This is a genomic window from Pseudomonas grandcourensis (assembly GCF_039909015.1).
In the GTDB taxonomy this organism is placed as follows: Bacteria; Pseudomonadota; Gammaproteobacteria; order Pseudomonadales; family Pseudomonadaceae; genus Aquipseudomonas; species Aquipseudomonas grandcourensis.
Genome location: NZ_CP150919.1, coordinates 284,868 through 305,028, shown reverse-complemented (window position 1 = coordinate 305,028; position 20,161 = coordinate 284,868). Strand labels below are relative to the sequence as shown.

General features: G+C 60.5%; 18 protein-coding genes. 15 read left to right on the top strand and 3 right to left on the bottom strand.

Features of this window, described 5'->3' with window-relative positions; translation table 11 throughout:
• The first annotated feature begins 23 nt into the window (after positions 1–23).
• The 5 genes from gshA (at position 24) to tauD (ending at position 5,392) form a co-directional block, all read left to right on the top strand.
• Positions 24–1,607: a glutamate--cysteine ligase gene (gene gshA / locus AABM52_RS01295; RefSeq protein ID WP_347910052.1), complete on the top strand. Its 1,584-nt coding sequence runs from the start codon at positions 24–26 to the stop codon at positions 1,605–1,607.
• Positions 1,608–1,886: 279 nt separating this feature from the next.
• Complete coding sequence (gene tauA, locus AABM52_RS01290; protein WP_046040783.1) at positions 1,887–2,864, top strand: taurine ABC transporter substrate-binding protein; 978 nt, start codon at positions 1,887–1,889, stop codon at positions 2,862–2,864.
• A 15-nt stretch (positions 2,865–2,879) separates the two neighbouring features.
• Positions 2,880–3,674, top strand: a complete 795-nt coding sequence (gene tauB / locus AABM52_RS01285; RefSeq protein ID WP_056726923.1) for a taurine ABC transporter ATP-binding subunit — start codon at positions 2,880–2,882, stop codon at positions 3,672–3,674.
• On the top strand, positions 3,671–4,504 hold the full coding sequence (gene tauC, locus AABM52_RS01280) for a taurine ABC transporter permease TauC (protein WP_347910051.1): 834 nt from the start codon (positions 3,671–3,673) through the stop codon (positions 4,502–4,504). Before tauB ends, tauC begins: the two co-directional genes overlap by 4 nt.
• A 45-nt stretch (positions 4,505–4,549) precedes the next feature.
• Positions 4,550–5,392: a taurine dioxygenase gene (gene tauD, locus AABM52_RS01275; RefSeq protein ID WP_347910050.1), complete on the top strand. Its 843-nt coding sequence runs from the start codon at positions 4,550–4,552 to the stop codon at positions 5,390–5,392.
• Positions 5,393–5,464: 72 nt separating this feature from the next.
• Here the strand turns inward: tauD and mgrA are convergent, their stop codons facing one another.
• Positions 5,465–6,502, bottom strand: a complete 1,038-nt coding sequence (gene mgrA / locus AABM52_RS01270; RefSeq protein WP_347910049.1) for an L-glyceraldehyde 3-phosphate reductase — start codon at positions 6,500–6,502, stop codon at positions 5,465–5,467.
• Positions 6,503–6,739: 237 nt separating this feature from the next.
• Between mgrA and AABM52_RS01265 the strand changes: the two genes are divergently transcribed.
• Positions 6,740–7,000: a hypothetical protein gene (locus AABM52_RS01265; protein ID WP_347910048.1), complete on the top strand. Its 261-nt coding sequence runs from the start codon at positions 6,740–6,742 to the stop codon at positions 6,998–7,000.
• Positions 7,001–7,024: 24 nt separating this feature from the next.
• Here AABM52_RS01265 and betT read toward each other — a convergent pair whose 3' ends face one another.
• Both betT and epsC read right to left on the bottom strand, forming a co-directional pair.
• Positions 7,025–8,980 carry a choline transporter BetT gene (gene betT, locus AABM52_RS01260; RefSeq protein WP_347912574.1) on the bottom strand — a complete coding sequence of 652 codons (1,956 nt, stop codon included), beginning with the start codon at positions 8,978–8,980 and terminating at the stop codon, positions 7,025–7,027.
• A 393-nt stretch (positions 8,981–9,373) separates the two neighbouring features.
• Positions 9,374–10,300 (bottom strand): serine O-acetyltransferase EpsC, encoded by a 927-nt coding sequence (gene epsC / locus AABM52_RS01255; protein ID WP_347910047.1) that lies wholly within the window; start codon positions 10,298–10,300, stop codon positions 9,374–9,376.
• Between the two features lie 190 nt (positions 10,301–10,490).
• Here epsC and AABM52_RS01250 point away from each other — a divergent pair, with 190 nt between their 5' ends.
• The 9 genes from AABM52_RS01250 to AABM52_RS01210 all read left to right on the top strand — a co-directional run bounded on the left by AABM52_RS01250 (position 10,491) and on the right by AABM52_RS01210 (position 20,160).
• Complete coding sequence (locus AABM52_RS01250) at positions 10,491–11,483, top strand: D-cysteine desulfhydrase (protein WP_347910046.1); 993 nt, start codon at positions 10,491–10,493, stop codon at positions 11,481–11,483.
• Between the two features lie 287 nt (positions 11,484–11,770).
• Complete coding sequence (gene tcyJ, locus AABM52_RS01245) at positions 11,771–12,571, top strand: cystine ABC transporter substrate-binding protein (RefSeq protein ID WP_060543969.1); 801 nt, start codon at positions 11,771–11,773, stop codon at positions 12,569–12,571.
• On the top strand, positions 12,571–13,236 hold the full coding sequence (gene tcyL / locus AABM52_RS01240) for a cystine ABC transporter permease (RefSeq protein ID WP_046040764.1): 666 nt from the start codon (positions 12,571–12,573) through the stop codon (positions 13,234–13,236). The genes tcyJ and tcyL overlap by 1 nt, the downstream gene beginning before the upstream one ends.
• Positions 13,237–13,240: 4 nt before the next feature.
• Positions 13,241–13,996, top strand: a complete 756-nt coding sequence (gene tcyN / locus AABM52_RS01235) for an L-cystine ABC transporter ATP-binding protein TcyN (protein ID WP_347910045.1) — start codon at positions 13,241–13,243, stop codon at positions 13,994–13,996.
• A gap of 481 nt (positions 13,997–14,477) precedes the next feature.
• Positions 14,478–15,242 (top strand): hypothetical protein, encoded by a 765-nt coding sequence (locus AABM52_RS01230; RefSeq protein ID WP_347910044.1) that lies wholly within the window; start codon positions 14,478–14,480, stop codon positions 15,240–15,242.
• Positions 15,243–15,465: 223 nt separating this feature from the next.
• Positions 15,466–16,698: an SfnB family sulfur acquisition oxidoreductase gene (locus AABM52_RS01225; protein ID WP_347910043.1), complete on the top strand. Its 1,233-nt coding sequence runs from the start codon at positions 15,466–15,468 to the stop codon at positions 16,696–16,698.
• 38 nt (positions 16,699–16,736) lie between these two features.
• Complete coding sequence (locus tag AABM52_RS01220) at positions 16,737–17,930, top strand: SfnB family sulfur acquisition oxidoreductase (RefSeq protein WP_347910042.1); 1,194 nt, start codon at positions 16,737–16,739, stop codon at positions 17,928–17,930.
• Complete coding sequence (locus tag AABM52_RS01215; protein WP_347910041.1) at positions 17,930–19,288, top strand: LLM class flavin-dependent oxidoreductase; 1,359 nt, start codon at positions 17,930–17,932, stop codon at positions 19,286–19,288. Before AABM52_RS01220 ends, AABM52_RS01215 begins: the two co-directional genes overlap by 1 nt.
• Positions 19,289–19,350: 62 nt before the next feature.
• Positions 19,351–20,160 (top strand): MetQ/NlpA family ABC transporter substrate-binding protein, encoded by an 810-nt coding sequence (locus AABM52_RS01210; protein ID WP_347910040.1) that lies wholly within the window; start codon positions 19,351–19,353, stop codon positions 20,158–20,160.
• The last annotated feature ends 1 nt before the right edge of the window (position 20,161 follow it).

Below are 20,161 nucleotides of genomic sequence, written 5' to 3'. Positions count from 1 at the left end.
ACTGACGCGTGAAGGAATCCAACTTGAGCGAACTTCTCAACCGCCGCCTGGCTCTGCTCGGCGAGCGCGCTAACCTCTCTCTGCTCGAACAGTGCCTTCACGGCATCGAACGTGAATGCCTGCGCGTGACCGATGAAGGTCGCCTGGCGCAAACGCCGCACCCGGAAGAATTGGGTTCCGCGCTGACCAATGAACAGATCACCACCGACTACTCCGAGTCGCTGCTGGAGTTCATCACCCCGGCCCTGCCCGATCCTGCCGATACGCTGGCGAGCCTGGACAGCATTCACCGCTTTGCCTACAGCAAGCTTGGCAACGAGTATCTGTGGAGCCCGTCGATGCCGTGCCCGTTGCCGGCCGAGGAAGACATCCCGATCGCCTACTACGGCACGTCCAATATCGGGCAGCTCAAGTACGTCTACCGCAAGGGTCTGGCCCTGCGTTACGGCAAGACCATGCAATGCATTGCCGGCATCCACTACAACTTTTCCCTGCCGGAAAAGCTCTGGCCGTTGCTCAAGCAGGCCGAAGGCTTTGTCGGCACCGACCGCGATTTCCAGTCGTCGTCCTATATCGCGCTGATCCGTAACTTCCGCCGCTACAGCTGGCTGCTGATGTACCTGTTCGGTGCGTCACCCGCACTGGACGCCGGCTTCCTGCGCGGTCGTTCGCACCAATTGGAACAACTGGACCCGCAAACCCTGTACCTGCCGTACGCCACCAGCCTGCGCATGAGCGACCTGGGTTACCAGAGCAACGCCCAGGCTGGCCTGACGCCGTGCTACAACGATCTGAACAGCTACACCGACAGCCTGCGCAAAGCGGTGGCCACGCCGTATGCGCCGTACGTCGAAGTCGGCACCCATCAGGACGGCGAGTGGGTACAGCTCAACACCAACATCCTGCAGATCGAAAACGAGTACTACTCCAACATCCGCCCGAAACGCGTGACCTACACTGGCGAGCGTCCTATCCAGGCGCTGATGGCCCGTGGCATCCAGTACGTCGAAGTGCGTTGCCTGGACATCAACCCCTTCCTGCCGATGGGCATCGACCTTACCGAGTCGCGCTTCCTCGATGCGTTCCTGCTGTACTGCGCGCTCAATGACAGCCCGCTGCTGACCAACACCAGTTGCGGCAACGCGACCTCGAACTTCCTCAGCGTGGTCAAGGAAGGTCGCCGTCCGGGCCTGCAACTGCAACGGGATGGCCAGCCGGTTGACCTGAAGGAATGGGCCGGCGAGCTGCTGGAAAAAATCGCCCCTCTGGCGGCGATGCTCGACCAGAGCCATGGCGGCGATGCCCACAGCAAGGCGCTGGACGCCCAGATGGCCAAGGTCCAGGACCCGTCCCTGACGCCATCGGCCCAGGTATTGGCGGCGATGGCCGAGCACAAGGAAAGCTTCGCCCGGTTCTCCTTGCGCCAGAGCCAGGCCCATGCCGACTTCTTCCGCAGCGAGCCTTTGCCCGCTGAGGAACAGGCGAGGTTTGAAGAGCGGGCGCGTTCGTCGCTGGCTCAGCAGGCTGAACTGGAACAGAACGAAGTCGGTGACTTCGATGTGTTTGTCGGGGCGTACCAGGCGAGCATTCTGGCGATCAGTAACTAAGCGGCCAAAGCAGGTCCCCTGTGGCGAGGGGGCTTGCCCCCGTTGGGCCGCGAAGCGGTCCCTAAAGCAGCAACCCGGCCCTATCAGACAGAAGTCAATGCCTGGATTTGCGACTGCTCCGCAGTCGAACGGGGGCAAGCCCCCTCGCCACAAGTCCACAGTCGCTCTTCAAGTATTCCCCTCATAAGCTAATTCGAAAAAGTTATTTATTTTCGAATTCTTAGATCATTTAGTCTCTTTCTCACGCCGACAATCGGTCGCCTGACAAGGAGCTTTCTGATGAAACTGACTTTCCCTCTACGCTTGCTGGCGGCCGCTTCCTTGGCTACCGCGAGTTTTTTTGCCCAGGCGGCCGACTTCACCGTCGCCTACCAGACCACCGTTGACCCGGCGAAAGTCGCCCAGGCTGACGGCGCTTACGAAAAGGCCACCAAGGCCGATATCAGCTGGCGCAAGTTCGACAATGGTGCCGACATCATTGCCGCCATCGCCTCCGGCGACGTGCAAATCGGCTACCTCGGTTCCAGCCCCCTGACCGCCGCCATTACCCGTAAAGTCCCGGTAGAAACGTTCCTCATTGCCACCCAGATCGGCGCCGCCGAAGCACTGGTCGCCCGCGACGGTTCCGGGATCAAGACCCCGCAAGACCTGATCGGCAAGAAAATCGCCGTGCCATTTGTATCCACCGGCCACTACAGCCTGCTGGCCGCGTTGAAGCACTGGAACATCGACCCGTCGAAAGTCACCGTCCTCAACTTGGCTCCACCCGCGATCATTGCCGCCTGGAAACGCGGCGACATCGACGCCACCTACGTGTGGGATCCGGCCCTCGGTGTCGCCAAGGAAAACGGCAAGGTACTGATCACCTCCGGCGAGCTGGCCAAGTTCGGCGCACCGACCTTCGACGCCTGGATCGTGCGCAAGGATTTCGCCGAGAAGCACCCGGAGATCGTCACCGCGTTCGCCAAAGTGACCCTGGACGCCTACGCCGATTACCGCAAAGACCCACAAGCCTGGCTCGCCAACCAGGGCAACGTCGACAAGCTTGTAAAACTGTCTGGTGCCAAGGCCAGCGACATTCCATTGCTGCTGCAAGGCAACGTCTACCCGCTGGCGGCTGACCAGGTGCTCACCCTCGGCGCCCCGACCACCAAAGCCATCACCGACACCGCGGCGTTCCTCAAGGAACAAGGCAAGGTCGAGGCGGTACTGCCGGACTACGCGCCGTACGTCAGCGCCAAGTTCATCACCAACTGATTGGGAGTCAACGCGATGGCCTTGCTTCAGCTGGAGCGCATCAGCGCACAGTACCCCGGCAACCCGGAACCGGTGTTGGCGGATATCTCCCTGAGCCTGGGGCCCCGGCAATTGCTGGTCGCCCTCGGCCCGTCCGGCAGTGGCAAGACTTCGCTGTTGAACCTGATTGCCGGTTTCGTCGAACCCAGCGCCGGGCGCATCACCCTCGATGGCGTGCCCGTCAAAGGCCCGAGCGCCGAGCGCGGCGTAGTGTTCCAGGACGACGCGTTGCTGCCATGGCAAAACGTGTTGGCCAACGTCGGGTTTGGCCTTGAGCTGGCCGGCATCGCCCGGGACAAACGCGAAGCTCGTGCCAGGGAAATGCTCGCCCTGGTCGATCTGTCCGGTTTTGAACAGCGCCGCATCTGGCAGCTTTCGGGCGGCCAGAAGCAGCGTGTCGGCCTGGCCCGCGCCCTCGCCGCCGACCCGCGCGTGTTGCTGATGGACGAACCTTTTGGCGCCCTCGACGCCTTCACCCGCGAGCAGATGCAGGAGCTGTTGCTGCAAGTCTGGCAACGCACCGCCAAACCGGTGTTCCTGATTACCCACGACATCGAAGAAGCCGTGTTCCTCGCCACCGACCTGATTCTGTTGGCGCCCAACCCTGGGCAAATCGTCGAGCGCCTGAGCCTCGATTTCGGTCAGCGTTATGCCGCCGGTGAGTCGGCCCGCTCAATCAAGTCCGACCCGCGTTTTATCGAAACCCGCGAACACGTACTCGCCAAAGTGTTCTCCCAACGCAGCGCCGCCCAGCGGCAGGAGCGCGCATGAGCAGTTACGAAATTCCCGTCGCAGCGATAGCGCCGGGCTCAGCCGTGATTCCGGCAAGTCGCCGTTTGAGCACTCGCTGGATCAGCGTGCTGACACTGGTCGCTCTCATTACTATTTGGTGGGCCGTAACGGCGACCGGCTTGATCGAGCCGCTGTTCTTGCCACCGCCCTCCGCCGTGCTGCAAAAAGGCTGGCTGCTGGCGACCTCGGGGTACATGGACTCAACCCTGTGGCAGCACCTCGGCGCGAGCCTGAGTCGCATCGGCCTGGGCCTTGGCTTTGCGATTCTCACCGCCGTGCCGGTGGGAATCGCCATCGGCGCCAACCGTATCGCCCGTGGTGTGCTCGACCCGCTGATCGAGTTCTACCGGCCGATTCCGCCGCTGGCTTATCTGCCGCTGATCGTGATCTGGTGCGGCATCGGTGAATTGTCGAAAGTGCTGCTGATCTACCTAGCGATCTTCGCTCCGATTGCCATCGCCACCGCCACCGGTGTGCGCACGGTCGATCCGGCCAAATTGCGCGCCGCGCAGTCGCTGGGCGCAACGCGCGTGCAGTTGATTCGCCACGTCATTTTGCCGAGTGCCTTGCCGGACATTCTGACCGGTGTGCGCATTGGCCTGGGTGTGGGTTGGTCGACGCTGGTTGCCGCCGAATTGATCGCTGCCACCAGCGGCCTGGGCTTCATGGTGCAATCGGCCGCGCAGTTTCTGGTCACCGATGTGGTGGTGCTGGGGATTTTGGTGATTGCACTGATCGCCTTCGCGATGGAGCTGGGCCTGCGTGCCCTGCAACGCAAACTGGTGCCTTGGCATGGCCAGGCCCACTGATTACTCGCGCCCACAGTTGGCACCTCCAGATTGAAGAGAACCACCATGAGTGACTTGACCATCGTCCCCCTAAGCTCCGCCCTTGGCGCACAGATCAGCGGCGTCGACATCAGCCAGCCGCTGAACCTGGAGCAGCGCGATACCATCGAACAGGCCCTGCTCAAGCATCAGGTCCTGTTCCTTCGCAACCAGCCGATCACGCCACAGCAACAGGCGCGATTCGCCGCGAATTTCGGCGACCTGCACATTCACCCGATCTACCCGAATGTGCCGGAGCAACCCGAAGTGCTGATTCTCGACACCGCCGTCACCGACGTGCGCGATAACGCGATCTGGCACACCGACGTCACCTTCCTGCCGACCCCGGCCATGGGCGCGGTGCTCAGCGCCAAGCTGCTGCCGGAGTTTGGCGGCGACACGTTGTGGGCCAGCGGGATTGCGGCGTATGAAGCCCTGTCGGCGCCGCTGAAAACCTTGCTCGAAGGCCTGACCGCCACCCACGATTTCACCCGTTCGTTTCCGCTGGAACGCTATGGCAACACGCCCGAGGCGTTGGCCCAGTGGGAAGAAGCACGGCGCAAGAATCCACCGCTGTCGCATCCAGTGATCCGCACGCACCCGGTCAGCGGGCGGCGGTCGCTGTTCGTCAACGAAGGCTTCACTTCGAAGATCAACGAGCTGTCGGAAACCGAGAGCGAGGCGATTCTGAAGTTCCTGTTCGCCCATTCAACCCGACCGGAATTCACCATTCGCTGGCGCTGGCAGCAGGACGACATTGCATTCTGGGACAACCGAGTGACCCAGCATTACGCGGTGGACGATTACCGGCCGGCGCGGCGGGTGATGCAGCGGGCGACGGTGTTGGGGGATGTGCCTTTCTTTCGGTGAACAGCCAGTTTTTGTACTGACATTGCTCGCGATGGCGATCTGAAAGGCGCCGAATAATCCGGCGCCAACTACTTATTCAGCCGTCGAAGGCTTCTCCCAAAGATTGATCCCGCCCTCCTGGGCAAACCGGTCAATCTCCGCCAGTTCCTGCGCACTAAAGCTCAGGTTCTTCAACGCCCCGACGTTCTCGATGATCTGCTCCGGCCGGCTCGCGCCAATCAAGGCCGAAGTGACCCGAGGATCGCGCAGGGTCCAGGCCAGTGCCAGTTGCGCCAGGCTCTGGCCACGACGCTTGGCGATTTCGTTGAGTGCCCGCACCTGGGCAATGTTGGCCTCGGACAAATGCGATGCCTGCAACGAACCACCACCCGGACGATTGACCCGCGCATCCGACGGCACGCCGTTGAGGTATTTGTCGGTCAGCAAACCCTGGGCCAGCGGGGTGAAGGCGATCACGCCGGTGCCGAGTTCGCCGGTGGTATCGAGCAGGTCTTTTTCCACCCATCGATTGAGCAGGTTGTAGGCCGGCTGGTGAATCAGCAGCGGCACTTTCCACTCTTTGAGCAACGCTGCCATTTCGCGGGTTTTCACCCCGGAGTACGAAGAGATGCCGATGTACAACGCCTTGCCCTGCTGCACCGCCGTGGCGAGCGCGCTGGCGGTTTCTTCCAGCGGGGTGTCCGGATCGAAGCGGTGGGAATAAAAGATGTCGACGTAGTCCACGCCCAGGCGCTGCAGGCTCTGGTCGAGGCTGGCCAGCACGTACTTGCGCGAACCGCCGCCCTGACCGTAAGGCCCCGGCCACATGTCCCAACCGGCTTTGCTGGAAATGATCAGCTCATCGCGGTACTGCTTGAAGTCTTCGCGCAGTAAACGGCCGAAGTTGATCTCGGCGCTGCCATACGGCGGGCCGTAGTTGTTGGCCAGGTCGAAATGGTTGATGCCCAGGTCGAATGCCGTGCGCAACAACGCGCGCTGGGTGTCGATCGGCGTGCTGTCGCCGAAGTTGTGCCACAGGCCCAACGACAACGCCGGCAGCACCAGCCCGCTGCGACCCACGCGGCGGTAAGGGATGGAGTCGTAGCGGTTTTCGGCAGCGGTGTAGGTCATCGAATCCTCTCTTGTCTGTCTTGAATCTGGTATCGACTGCTTCGCCAGTCGCCCAGCATACGCCCGGACGGACACCAGAAAACCCTGGATTCGACTAAATGCTGAAACGTTTCACAGAAATTTGATTGGCCCGCGCAATTGAACAAAAACGCATCAGGCTTGCGTGATCCGGGCCGACAGGAACAAAGTCGCCAAAGCAACGAAGAAGCGATAGCTATCGCAGGGATGGTAGAAACCATGCACACCACGATCATCATCACCTTCGGCCTGGTCCTGCTCGCGATGATGCTGTTCATCGGAGAAAAACTCGGCTTCAGCCGCCAGACACTCACCTACAGTTTCGTGATCCTGTGGCTGGCGTTGACGGTGATCAACGGCGCCATCGGCATGGTGAACGCCGACCAGTCGCTGAGTACGGAACTGGCCATCGGCACGGTAGTGTTCAGCATTCCGGTGGCGGCGCTGGTGTTGTTCATGGTGCTGAGCGCCGAGAGCTGAAAAGCCCCGGCGCCCTGCCAGCGATCAACGCACCAGATGCAGGAACTGCATGTGCCGTTCGTACTGGTCGAGGATGTCGTTGATGATCTGTTCCTTGGTGTAGCCCACCAGGTCGTAGTCCTGACTGCCCTCGCTCAAATGCACTTCGGCCCGGTAGTAGCGGCGATTGTTGAGCTGCTTGGAACCCATGCCGCCACGGGCAAACGACGGCGTGAAGTAACCGCGCATCTGCACCTGATAAACGAACGGATGCTGATCGCCGTGGCCGATTTCCAGGCTGACGCTGTCATTGGCCGGGTCCGGGTGTGTCGCTACGTGCAAACCCTTTTCGATGAACACGGCAGACACCTCTTCAATCGCCGGGCGCACCGTCGTGTCGAGGAAGCGATAGACCTCATCCCGCGACGGGAAATGCACCGCCTGACTCAAACGCTGACGCCAGCCGCCCCGCCGTGAACCGGACACCGGTGCCAAGGAATGCATCTGCGCAATCTGCTTCTGCGATTCCAGATAAAACGCCTTGTGCAGCCCCCACATCATCAACAGCAAGATCAACGAGAACGGCAGCGAGGTCAGGACCACCGCCGACTTCAATGCATCGATGCTGCCGGAAAACAGCAGCGCGCTGGTCACCAGTGCGGTCATCGCGCCCCAGAACACTCGCAGCCATTTCGGCCCGTCTTCATCCGGGTTGCCGCCCTTGGCGGACAGCGTCGACAGCACCACGGTGCCGGAGTCGGCGGAGGTGACGAAGAACACGAAGCTGATGAACACCGTGACCGCGATGACGGTTTTGCTCCACGGGTAGGTTTCCAGCAGCAGGTAAAGCGTCATCGACGGGTTGTCGATGGCCGACATGCCGAGCGCGCTCATGCCGTGGTTGAGCACTTGATCGATGGCGCTGTTGCCGAAGATCGACATCCACGCCAGGGTGAAGCCCAGCGGTATCAACAGCACGCCGAAGACGAATTCGCGGATGGTCCGGCCACGGGAAATCCGTGCGATGAACAAGCCCACGAACGGCGACCATGCAATCCACCAGGCCCAGTAAAACACCGTCCAACCGCCCAGCCAGTCGCTGGGTTTATCGTAGGCATAAAGGTCGAAACTCTTCATCGGCAAGGCGCCGAGGTAGTCGCCGAGGTTCTGGATCAGGGTGTTGAGCAAGTGCTGCGTGGGGCCGGCGAACAACACGAACAGCAGCAGCGCACAGGCCAGCAGCATGTTGATGTCGGACATCACCCGCACACCCTTGTCGACGCCGGATACGGCCACGATGATCGCAGCGCCCATCATCAAGGTGATCAGGCCGACTTGAACCCATTGGGTGTGGGCGATGCCGAACAGGTAGTCCAGGCCCGAGTTGAGGTGCAGCACGCCGAAGCCCATGTCGGCACCGAGGCCGAACACCGTGGCGATGATGCCGAAGCCATCCACCGCGTAGCCGATGGGGCCATTGATGCGCTTGCCGATCAGCGGATACAGCGCCGAACGCAGGGCCAATGGCAGGTTATGTCGGTAGGCAAAGTAGGCCAGCGCCATGCCGACAAAGGCGAACACGCCCCAACCATGCAGGCCCCAGTGCAGAAACAGAATCTGCATCGCCTGGCGCGCCGCATCCGCCGTACCGGCCTCGCCCTGGGGCGGTTGCAGCATGTGGGTCAGCGGCTCGGACACGCAGAAGAAAAACAGCGTGATGCTGATCCCGGCGGCGAACAGCATGCCGGCCCAGGACAAATAACTGAACTCGGGCTCGTCGTGGTCGGCACCGAGCTTGATCTTGCCGTAGCCGGACAAGGCGGTGACCACCACGAAGACCAGATACAGGGTCATCGCCAGCAGGTAATACCAGCCGACCGTGTTGGCCGCCCAGTTTTGCGCCGCCAGCAACCAGGCACCGGCCTGCTCGGGCATGGCGATGACAACGACACCAAACAACAGGATGAAACTCGCCGAGAACCAGAACACCGGCGGATTCATGCGGATCAGGCCGCTTGGAGGGATGGACGATGCACTCATGTTCGGTGCACCTCGAAGGGGTAAAACGTGGCTGTAGAAATCGGACTCAGCAAAGGCAAGCCTCCTGTTGTGAGCGGGCAGCGAACCGCCGGTTTAACTTGAATGAACGTTCAAGTTAAACATGGATAGGGGGCTAAGGACTAATCGCAGGGCTCGGTGGTGGTGGTATTACGCTAGCTCAAGGGGAGAAATGTGCTGAAGACAAACAACTCTATTCGGCTTGAAATCCAATCGCGAGCAAGCTCGCTCCCACAGGGTTCAATGCCGGTCACAACAGTTGTGTTCACCAGAGATCCACTGTGGGAGCGAGCTTGCTCGCGATGAGGCCAGACCAGACAACGGAGATTCAAAGGCCTACTTCTGCGCCCCATCATCATTCTGCAAATTCGCCTGGGTCAGGTTGCTGCCCGCCGGCACGCTGCGGGTCAGCCAGACGTTGCCGCCAATGGTTGAACCCTGACCGATGGTGATCCGCCCGAGAATCGTCGCCCCGGCATAAATCACCACATCATCCTCGACAATCGGATGCCGTGGCTGGCCTTTCTGCAGCTGACCGTCTTCATCCGCCGGGAAGCGCTTGGCGCCCAAGGTCACCGCCTGATAAATCCGCACGCGCTCGCCGATGATCGCGGTTTCTCCAATCACCACACCCGTCCCGTGGTCGATGAAGAAACTGCGGCCGATCTGCGCACCAGGGTGAATGTCGATGCCGGTGGCCGAGTGAGCGATTTCCGCGCTGATCCGTGCCAGCAACGGTAGACCTGCGCGGTACAAGTGATGGGCCAGACGATGGTGAATCACCGCCAGAATCCCCGGATAGCACAACAACACTTCATCGACACTGCGCGCCGCCGGGTCACCGTGATAGGCGGCCAATACGTCGGTGTCCAGCAGGCTGCGCAACCCAGGCAAAGCGAGGGCGAAATCCTGAATGATCTGGATGGTCCGGGCTTCGACTTCAGTCTCGGCCTGGGCACTGTGGCGCGCGGCGTAGCGCAATTCGAGCCGCGCCTGGGCCAACAGCGCATTCAGCGCCACATCCAGGGTATGGCCGACGTAGAAGTCTTCGCTCTCTTCACGCAAATCCACCGGCCCCAGGCGCATCGGGAACAACGCACCGCACAAGGCTTCGAGAATGTCCGCCATGGCTGCCCGGGACGGTAACTCGCGACCGCCCTGCTCGCCGGTGGCCCGGCCGTTTTGTGCACGCCACTGTTCACGTGCAGTGCGCAGCTGGCTGACGATGGTCTGCAATTGCCAATGGCTGGAACGCTCACTCACGGTAAAAACTCCTCACGGGCGGCCGGACTGTCTGGCCGCACTGACGGCGATTACTTTACGGCAAGGGCCGCGAGGCAAATTAAGAACCAATAGTGCTGTGCTCAGTTCGATTGGCTATAAGCGATTGGCGGTTGCCCCAACTTTTTGGCGTGCCTATAGTCCTGAAATCTTCAACCGCCAGTACGGACTCATGATCAAACAACAGCTCGCCCGCTTTAACCGCCTCGACCTGCTCGGTCAGCCCACCGCCCTGGAAAAACTCGAACGCCTGTCGACCTGGCTGGGCCGAGACCTGTACGTCAAGCGCGATGACCTGACACCGCTGGCAATGGGCGGCAACAAGCTGCGCAAACTCGAATACCTGGCCGCCGATGCCTTGGCCCAGGGCGCCGACACCTTGATCACGGCGGGCGCGCTGCAATCGAACCACGTTCGCCAGACAGCCGCCATTGCCGCCAAGTTGGGTCTGGGTTGCGTAGCCCTTCTGGAAAACCCCCTCGGCACTGACGACAGCAATTACACCGGCAACGGCAACCGGCTGCTGCTCGACCTGTTCGATGCCAAGGTCGAACTGGTGGAAAACCTCGACAACGCCGACGAGCAACTGCAAGCCCTGGCCAACCGACTGCGCAGCAACGGCAAGAAGCCGTACCTTGTGCCGATCGGTGGCTCCAATGCCTTGGGCGCCCTGGGTTACGTGCGCGCCGGGCTGGAACTGGCCGAGCAGATCAAGGACACCGGCCTGAAGTTCTCCGCCGTGGTCCTGGCCTCGGGCAGCGCCGGTACCCACAGCGGCCTGGCACTGGCCCTGAGTGAAGTACTGCCGGATCTGCCAGTAATCGGCGTGACGGTTTCGCGCAGCGATGAAGATCAGCGGCCAAAGGTTCAAGGCCTGGCCGAACGCACCGCCGAGTTGCTGGGCGTGAATCTGCCGGAGGCTTTCAAGGTCGAGTTGTGGGACGAGTATTTCGCCCCCCGTTATGGCGAGCCGAATGCCGGCACACTGGCGGCGGTGAAGCTGCTGGCGAGTCAGGAAGGCTTGCTGCTGGACCCGGTCTACACTGGCAAGGCCATGGCGGGCTTGCTGGACGGGATCGGCCGTCAGCGTTTCGACGAAGGTCCGATTATCTTCCTGCACACCGGCGGGGCTCCGGCGTTGTTTGCCTACAAGGATTTTCTGTAGGCAATCCAGAAGATCGCAGCCTGCGGCAGCGCCTACATGGATCGGCATGCACCTGTAGGAGCTGCCGCAGGCTGCGATCTTTTCCTATGAAACACATATTCAATTAACGAATAACAAATAGAATATTTATTATTTTCCTATCTAACGGCATCATCTTATAGTCACGCCGCAGGCGAATTTGCAGCGAGACGCATAAGCTGCATTAGGGCAGGATATCGCAGTCGTCCGAATCCCGAATTTGCCAACTTTCCTTAAGCGTCTTCCATAAGAAAACACAGGGGCTTGTCATGAATTTTTCCGCACTACGTCGCAATCTGCTGGTGGGCTCGCTGGGCCTGGCTCTGAGCGCCGGCCTGATTGGCCAAGCCGTTGCCGGTGAGCAACTGCAAAAAATCAAAGACGCTGGCGTGATCAACGTCGGCCTGGAAGGCACTTACCCTCCGTTCAGTTTCGTCGACGCCGACGGCAAACTGGCCGGCTTCGAAGTCGAGTTCTCCGAAGCCCTGGCCAAAGAGCTGGGCGTGAAGGTCAAGCTGCAACCAACTAAATGGGACGGCATCCTCGCGGCCCTGGAATCCAAGCGCCTGGACGCAGTGATCAACCAGGTGACTATCTCCGAAGAGCGCAAGAAGAAGTATGACTTCTCCGAGCCATACACCGTTTCCGGGATTCAAGCGCTGGTGCTGACGAAGAAGGCCGCCGAGCTGAACATCAAGTCCGCCGCCGACCTGTCAGGCAAGAAAGTCGGCGTAGGCCTGGGCACCAACTACGAAGAGTGGGTCAAAGCCAATGTGCCGACCGCTGACATCCGCACCTACGAAGATGATCCGACCAAGTTCCAGGACCTGCGTGTCGGCCGTATCGACGCGATTCTGATCGACCGCCTCGCTGCACTGGAATACGCCAAGAAGGCCAAGGACACCACCGCCGCCGGTGATGCGTTCTCCCGCCAGGAAGCCGGCATTGCCCTGCGCAAAGGCGAGCCTGAACTGCTGGCCGCGGTGAACAAGGCAATCGATAAGCTGCGCGCCGATGGCACCCTGAAAAAGCTCTCGGAAAAATACTTCAACGCAGACGTCACTCAATAATGGGAGAAGCTTTCCAACTCGCACTGGACTCCGCGCCCTTTCTGCTCAAGGGTGCGTATTACACGGTCATTCTCAGCCTGGGCGGGATGTTCTTCGGCCTGGTGATGGGCTTCGGTCTGGCGCTGATGCGCCTGTCGCGCTTCAAACTGGTGAGCTGGATCGCCCGCATCTACGTGTCGTTCTTTCGCGGCACGCCGTTGCTGGTGCAACTGTTCGTGATCTATTACGGCTTGCCGCAATTGGGTCTGGAACTGGATCCGCTGCCGGCGGCCCTGATCGGCTTCTCGCTGAACATGGCCGCCTACGCCTGTGAAATCCTGCGCGCCGCGATCAGCTCCATCGAGCGCGGCCAGTGGGAAGCCGCTGCCAGTATCGGCATGACCCGCGCGCAGACCCTGCGCCGGGCCATCCTGCCGCAGGCGATGCGCACCGCATTGCCGCCGCTGGGCAACAGCTTCATTTCACTGGTCAAGGACACTGCGCTGGCTGCCACCATCCAGGTGCCAGAACTGTTCCGTCAGGCGCAGCTGATCACCGCCCGCACCTTCGAAATCTTCACCATGTATCTTGCCGCCGCACTGATCTACTGGGTCCTGGCCACGGTGCTTTCGCACCTGCAGAACCAGTTGGAAGCGCGGGTCAATCGGCACGACCAGGAGTCCTGACCCAATGATTGTCGTGGAAAAACTGACAAAGCAGTTCAAGGGTCAAGTCGTGCTCAATGGCATCGATCTTGAGGTCAAGGAAGGCGAGGTGGTCGCGATCATCGGCCCTAGCGGTTCGGGCAAGACCACCTTCCTGCGCTGCCTGAACTTTCTGGAAGAACCCACCAGCGGCCGGATCAAGGTCGGTGATATCGAAGTCGATACCAGCCGCCCCCTGAACCAGCAACAGAGCTTGGTGCGGCGTTTGCGCCAGCATGTGGGCTTCGTGTTCCAGAACTTCAACCTGTTCCCCCATCGCACCGCTCTGGAAAACGTTATCGAAGGCCCGATCATCGTCAAGAAGATCGCGCACGCCGATGCCGTTGCCCTGGGTAAAAAACTGTTGGCCAAGGTAGGCCTGGCGGGCAAGGAGGACGCTTACCCGCGTCGCCTCTCCGGTGGCCAGCAACAGCGCGTGGCGATTGCCCGGGCGCTGGCGATGGAACCGGAAGTGATCCTGTTCGATGAGCCGACCTCGGCCCTCGACCCGGAGCTGGTGGGCGAGGTATTGGCGACCATCCGCGGCCTGGCCGAAGAGAATCGCACCATGGTGATCGTCACTCACGAAATGGGCTTTGCCCGGGACGTGGCCAACCGTGTGGTGTTTTTCGACAAGGGTGTGATCGTCGAGCAAGGCGAAGCGAAGGCGTTGTTTGCCAACCCGAAAGAAGAGCGGACAAAACAATTTCTGAGCAAGTTCCTGAATAACGCTCACAACTAACAACCCTACCCAACAATAGTCACCTTCCATGGACGGAAGTGACACCCCACAAAAAATTACTCATCAATACCAAACTAACCCCCTCTGCTCGACATACATATTTTGTACGCGTGCGCGGTACATATATATGCATCGCAACAATTAAATGCCCTCTCCCCCACCAAGCTCCTTTCCCGGCACCTGACCGACCACATGTGCCAATCCTCCCGTATTCGGCCACTTTCAGCGGAAAAATTCGACACGCCGACATGGTTTACTTACTTCGCATCGTAGGAACTTTCTGAATAACATCACACGCTACCCATAACTAATAAATATCATTGACACCTGCTCCCCCTAACTCTTATCTAGTCCCCAACCAACGTCACTCATCACGCCAAATTCATTATTTCAATTAAAAGTAATGAATGGTTTTGCTGTTCGATATTTAGTTTTTGATTTCCCAGAAACGGACTTCGTTGCAAGACTTCAAGGAGACTTCATGAAAAGCACCTCGAACAAATCCGGGCTTGCAGCCCCGACCCTGGCGCAATCCAACAAGACCGGCATCAACGTCACTTGCGCGGCGCACCTGCTGATCGATGTGGCGCCCTACCCCGCCATGGACGAAGGCGACCTGATCGAACTGTTCTGGGACAACTGCTACGTAGCCTCCCGCGTGCTGACGGCCAGCGATGTCGGCCAACCAGTGCAACTGCGGGTGCCTGAAAGCTTTGTCGCCAACGGGACCTCGCGCATTCACTACCGGGTCATGCAGGTGGGTCGAGATCCGGTGGTTTCGGCCAGCCGAAACGTGCAGATCAAACTCGACTGCCCGGGCGGCCAACCTTCCGCGCTGTGCGGCGATGAAAACCAGCGCCTGGCACCGGTGAGCATTCCCGAGGCGATTCGCCGTCAGGGGGTCAACCCAAGCCAGGTCAAACGCGGTGTTCCCTTGACCATCGAGCCGTACCTGAACATGGCCGTCGACGACGAAATCACCCTGCGCTGGGGCGATGTGCGCATGGATCTGCCGCGGCTCAAGTCCACCGATGTGGGTCAGCCGATTCAGGTCTGGATACCGCCGACCATCATCCTCGAAGCCGGCGAAGACCTGCGGCTGGAAGTGACGTACTGCATTCTCGACCGGGTGGGCAACAACTCCCGCTGGGCGCCGGCCCGTACGCTGAAGATCGGGTGTGCAAATACCTATCTGAAAGTCCAGAAGAAACAGCCCCTCAAGGCTGCTGAACCCCGTAGACGATGAAAAGGCCTCTGCGGTGGAATCATCCTTCTATCTTTATTCCTAAAAGTTAGTTCATAAAATATTTATACACGTTTAGGGTATATACACCGGACCACCGGACATCCTTGTTTTCATGCGCGGCCACAAGCGGCGCTTCCATAAGATGTGAGGTAGGTATGGTCCGGAACACAATCACCCCAGTGCAGATCGCCAGGGCATTGCGTGCAGCCAAGGAGCGGCACTGATGTCCAGTCTGGCAGATGCAAACGTCCAGAGTGACCTGGACATCGCCCCCCTGTTGTTGCCCGCAAAAGTCTTGCGCAACGACGCTCAAGCCATCAAGGCGGCCCACGAACTGGCGCAAGTCGCCCGCCTGCAAGCGGCCAAACGTGACCGGCAGCGCAAGCTCCCGTGGGCGGAAATCGAACAGTTCACCCGCAGCGGCCTGGGCAGCATTTCCATCCCCCGCGAGTACGGTGGCCCGCAGGTTTCGTTCGTCACCCTGGCCGAGGTCTTCGCGATCATTTCCGCGGCAGATCCGGCGCTTGGGCAGATCCCGCAAAACCAGTTCGGCATTCTTAACCTGGTGCTCGGCAGCGCCACCGAAGCGCAGAAAAAACAGCTGTTCAAAAGCGTCCTGGATGGGCGGCGCATCGGCAATGCCGGGCCGGAACGCGGCACGAAAAACACCCTGGAACTGAAGGCGCGCATCACCGCTGACGGCGTCATCAATGGCCAGAAGTTCTATTCCACGGGCGCACTGTTCGCCCATTGGGTCGCAGTCAAAGCGTTGAACGACGATGGCAAGCAAGTGCTGGCGTTCATCCGGCGCGGCACACCCGGATTGCGCATCGTCGATGACTGGTCCGGGTTTGGTCAGCGCACCACCGCCAGCGGCACGATTTTGCTCAACAACGTGCAGGCCGATCCCGAGCTGGTGGTGGATAACTGGCGGATCAATGACACGCCGAACATCCAGGGTGCTGTCTCGCAGCTGATTCAAGCGGCCATCGACGCCGGTATCGCCCGAGGCGCCATCGACGACGCCATCGACTTCGTGAAAACCCGCGCCCGGCCGTGGATCGACGCCAAGGTCGAGCGGGCCAGCGATGACCTGTACGTGATCGCCGATATCGGCAGGTTGAAAATCGAATTGCACGCTGCCGAAGCGCTGCTGCGCAAGGCCGGCCAAGTGCTCGATGACGTCAGCGCCGCACCCTTCACCGCCGAGTCCGCCGCCCGCGCCTCGATTGCCGTGGCCGAAGCCAAAGTGCTGACCACCGAGATTTCGTTGCTGGCCAGCGAAAAGCTGCTCGAACTGGCCGGCAGCCGCGCGACCCTCGCCGAATTCAACCTCGACCGCCACTGGCGCAACGCCCGGGTGCACACCCTGCACGACCCGGTGCGCTGGAAGTATCACGCGGTTGGCGCCTATCGCCTCAACGGCACGCTGCCTAATCGCCATTCCTGGATCTGACGACCAGAACACTTTTTGCCAGAGCTCTGGAGAAACACATGACAAGTTCTCACCCCGTCGCGGTTATCACCAGCGATGAACAAGCCCTGATCGTCGCCAGCGACCTTGCCGAAGACTTCAAACGCGACAGCGCCACACGCGACCGCGAGCGCCGTTTGCCACACCCGGAACTGGAAGTGTTTTCCCGCTCGGGCCTGTGGGGCATCAGCGTGCCAAAGGAATACGGCGGCGCCGGTGTTTCCAACATCACCCTGGCCAAGGTCATCGCCTTGATCGCCCGGGCCGACGGCTCCCTGGGGCAGATTCCGCAGAACCATTTCTATGCCCTCGAAGTACTGCGGGTGAACGGCAGCCACGAGCAGAAGCAACGCCTGTACGCCGAAGTATTGGCCGGCCAGCGCTTCGGCAATGCATTGGCCGAACTCGGCACCAAAACCGCACACGATCGCGTCACCAGCCTGACTCGCGACGGCAGCGGCTATCGCATCAATGGTCGCAAGTTCTACGCCACGGGCGCGATCTACGCCCAGCGCATTCCCACCTCGGTGGTGGATGAAAACGGCGTGCAGCAACTGGCGTTCGTCCCGCGCAACAGCAAGGGCCTGAGCGTGATCGACGACTGGAGCGGCTTTGGCCAGCGCACCACCGGCAGCGGTTCGGTGGTGTTCGAAGATGTCTTTGTTGCCGCCGAAGATGTCATCCCCTTTCAGAGCGCTTTCGAACGCCCGACCCCGGTCGGCCCGCTGGCACAGATTCTCCACGCCGCCATCGACACCGGCATCGCCCGCGCCGCGTATGAAGATGCGCTGCACTTCGTGCGCACCAAAACCCGGCCGTGGATCGACGCCACCCACGAAAAAGCCACGGACGATCCATTGACCCTGAAGAGCTTCGGCCACCTGAGCATTCGCCTGCATGCCACCGAGGCACTGCTGGAACGTGCCGGCGAATACCTCGACAAGGCCCAGGCCGACACGAATGCCGAAACCGTCGCGGCCGCGTCGATTGCCGTCGCCGAAGCCCGCGCCCTCAGCACCGAAATCTCCCTGGCCGCCGGCAGCACGCTGTTCGAACTGGCCGGCAGCCAGGCGACCTTGATCGAACACGGCCTCGACCGCCACTGGCGCAACGCCCGGGTGCACACCCTGCACGATCCGGTGCGCTGGAAGTATCACGCCGTGGGTAATTACTACCTCAATGATGAAAACCCGCCACTGCGGGGGACCATTTGATGACCGCCGCGAAAAAGAAAATCCTGCTCAACGCGTTCAACATGAACTGCATCGGGCACATCAACCATGGCTTGTGGACGCATCCGCGTGACACGTCCACCCGCTACAACACGATCGAATACTGGACCGAACTGGCGCAGCTGCTGGAGCGCGGGCTGTTCGACGGCCTGTTCATCGCCGACATCGTCGGGGTCTACGACGTCTACCAGAACTCGGTGGACGTGCCGCTGAAAGAGTCGATCCAGTTGCCGGTCAACGATCCGCTGCTGCTGGTTTCCGCGATGGCGGCGGTCACGAAAAACCTCGGCTTCGGCCTGACCGCCAACCTCACCTACGAAGCGCCGTATCTGTTCGCCCGCCGCCTGTCGACGCTGGATCACCTGAGCCGTGGACGGGTCGGCTGGAACATAGTCACCGGCTATCTCGACAGCGCCGCCAAGGCCATGGGCCTGAGCGAACAGGTCGAGCATGACCGCCGCTATGACCAGGCCGACGAGTACCTGGAGGTGCTCTACAAGCTCCTGGAAGGCAGTTGGGAAAACGGCGCGGTGCTCAACGATCCACGACAACGGATCTACGCGCAGCCGGACAAAGTGCACAAGGTCGAGCACAAGGGCGAGTTCTACCAGGTCGAGGGTTATCACCTCTGTGAACCCTCACCCCAACGCACGCCGGTGCTGTTCCAGGCCGGCAGTTCGGATCGCGGCTTGCTGTTCGCCGGGCGACATGCCGAGTGCGTGTTCATCAGCGGCCAGACCAAGGCATCGACCAAGGTGCAGGTGGACAAGGTGCGCACCAGCGCCGCCTCCGCCGGGCGCAATCCCGAGGACATCAAGGTGTTCATGGGCCTGAACGTGATCGTTGCCGCCACCGAAGAGCTGGCCTGGGCCAAGCACGCCGAATACCTGAGCTACGCCAGTGCCGAGGCCGGCGTTGCGCACTTTTCGGCGTCCACCGGGATCGACTTTTCCCAATATGAAATTGACGAACCGATCCAGTACGTGAAAAGCAACGCGATCCAGTCCGCCACCAAACACCTGCAAAACAACGACTGGACCCGACGCAAATTGCTGGAACAACACGCCCTCGGCGGTCGCTACATCACCGTGGTCGGCTCACCGCAGCAAGTGGCGGATGAACTGGAGTCGTGGATCGCCGAAACCGGGCTGGATGGCTTCAACCTGACCCGCATCGTCACGCCGGAAAGCTATGAGGATTTCATCGAGCTGGTGATTCCCGAGTTGCAACGGCGGGGCTCGTACAAGACGGCATACGACGGCGGCACCTTGCGCGAAAAGCTGTTTCAGCGAGAGGCGTTTTTGCCTGAGCAACATACCGGTTCGACTTACCGCCGCTAAAAGCTTCGCGAGCAAGCCCCACCAGACACCAAAAAATTAATGCACTGACTGGATAACTCATCATGAAAAAGAACTACCTCTCCCACCCAGTCAAAGCACTGGCTCTGGCCCTCGGCCTGTTCAGCTCGGTAACCTTCGCCGCCGACGCCCCACTGAAAATCGGCACCACCGCCGCCTTCGCCATTCCGCTGGAAGCGGCGGTCGAAGAAGCCGGCAAACAAGGCCTGAAAGTCGAACTGGTGGAGTTCAGCGACTGGATCGCGCCGAACGTCAGCCTCGCCGCCGGCGACATCGACGTGAACTACTTCCAGCACATCCCGTTCCTGGAAAACGCCAAGGCTGCGGCAGGTTTTGACCTGGTGCCGTTCGCGCCAGGCATCATCAACAACGTCGGCCTCTACTCGAAGAAATACAAAAGCTTCGACGAACTGCCGCAAGGCGCCAGCGTGGCCATCGCCAATGACCCGATCAACAGCGGTCGTGGCTTGCAGCTGCTGGCCAAGGCCGGCCTGATCACCCTCAAGCCCGGCGTCGGCTACAAGGCCACCGAAGAAGACATCATCGCCAACCCGAAGCACATCAAGATCCTCCAGGTCGAAGCCGTGCAACTGGTACGCGCCTATGACGATGCCGATCTGGTGCAGGGCTACCCCGCCTACATTCGCTTGTCGAAAACCTTCGACGCAGGCTCCGCGCTGCTGTTCGACGGCCTCGATCACAAGGAATACGTGATTCAGTTCGTGATCCAGCCCAAGAGCAAAACCGACCCGCGCCTGATCAGGTTCGTCGACATCTACCAGCACTCACCCGCTGTACGCGCCGCGCTGGATAAGGCTCACGGCAAGCTCTATCAAGCCGGCTGGGAAAGCTGAA

Coding starts and splice junctions, on each gene's coding strand:
- tauA (WP_046040783.1), top strand. CDS start 1,887: ATGAAACTGACTTTCCCTCTACGCTTGCTGGCGGCCGCTTCCTTGGCT.
- tauB (WP_056726923.1), top strand. CDS start 2,880: ATGGCCTTGCTTCAGCTGGAGCGCATCAGCGCACAGTACCCCGGCAAC.
- tauC (WP_347910051.1), top strand. CDS start 3,671: ATGAGCAGTTACGAAATTCCCGTCGCAGCGATAGCGCCGGGCTCAGCC.
- tauD (WP_347910050.1), top strand. CDS start 4,550: ATGAGTGACTTGACCATCGTCCCCCTAAGCTCCGCCCTTGGCGCACAG.
- mgrA (WP_347910049.1), bottom strand. CDS start 6,502: ATGACCTACACCGCTGCCGAAAACCGCTACGACTCCATCCCTTACCGC.
- AABM52_RS01265 (WP_347910048.1), top strand. CDS start 6,740: ATGCACACCACGATCATCATCACCTTCGGCCTGGTCCTGCTCGCGATG.
- betT (WP_347912574.1), bottom strand. CDS start 8,980: ATGAATCCGCCGGTGTTCTGGTTCTCGGCGAGTTTCATCCTGTTGTTT.
- AABM52_RS01250 (WP_347910046.1), top strand. CDS start 10,491: ATGATCAAACAACAGCTCGCCCGCTTTAACCGCCTCGACCTGCTCGGT.
- tcyJ (WP_060543969.1), top strand. CDS start 11,771: ATGAATTTTTCCGCACTACGTCGCAATCTGCTGGTGGGCTCGCTGGGC.
- tcyL (WP_046040764.1), top strand. CDS start 12,571: ATGGGAGAAGCTTTCCAACTCGCACTGGACTCCGCGCCCTTTCTGCTC.
- tcyN (WP_347910045.1), top strand. CDS start 13,241: ATGATTGTCGTGGAAAAACTGACAAAGCAGTTCAAGGGTCAAGTCGTG.
- AABM52_RS01230 (WP_347910044.1), top strand. CDS start 14,478: ATGAAAAGCACCTCGAACAAATCCGGGCTTGCAGCCCCGACCCTGGCG.
- AABM52_RS01225 (WP_347910043.1), top strand. CDS start 15,466: ATGTCCAGTCTGGCAGATGCAAACGTCCAGAGTGACCTGGACATCGCC.
- AABM52_RS01220 (WP_347910042.1), top strand. CDS start 16,737: ATGACAAGTTCTCACCCCGTCGCGGTTATCACCAGCGATGAACAAGCC.
- AABM52_RS01215 (WP_347910041.1), top strand. CDS start 17,930: ATGACCGCCGCGAAAAAGAAAATCCTGCTCAACGCGTTCAACATGAAC.
- AABM52_RS01210 (WP_347910040.1), top strand. CDS start 19,351: ATGAAAAAGAACTACCTCTCCCACCCAGTCAAAGCACTGGCTCTGGCC.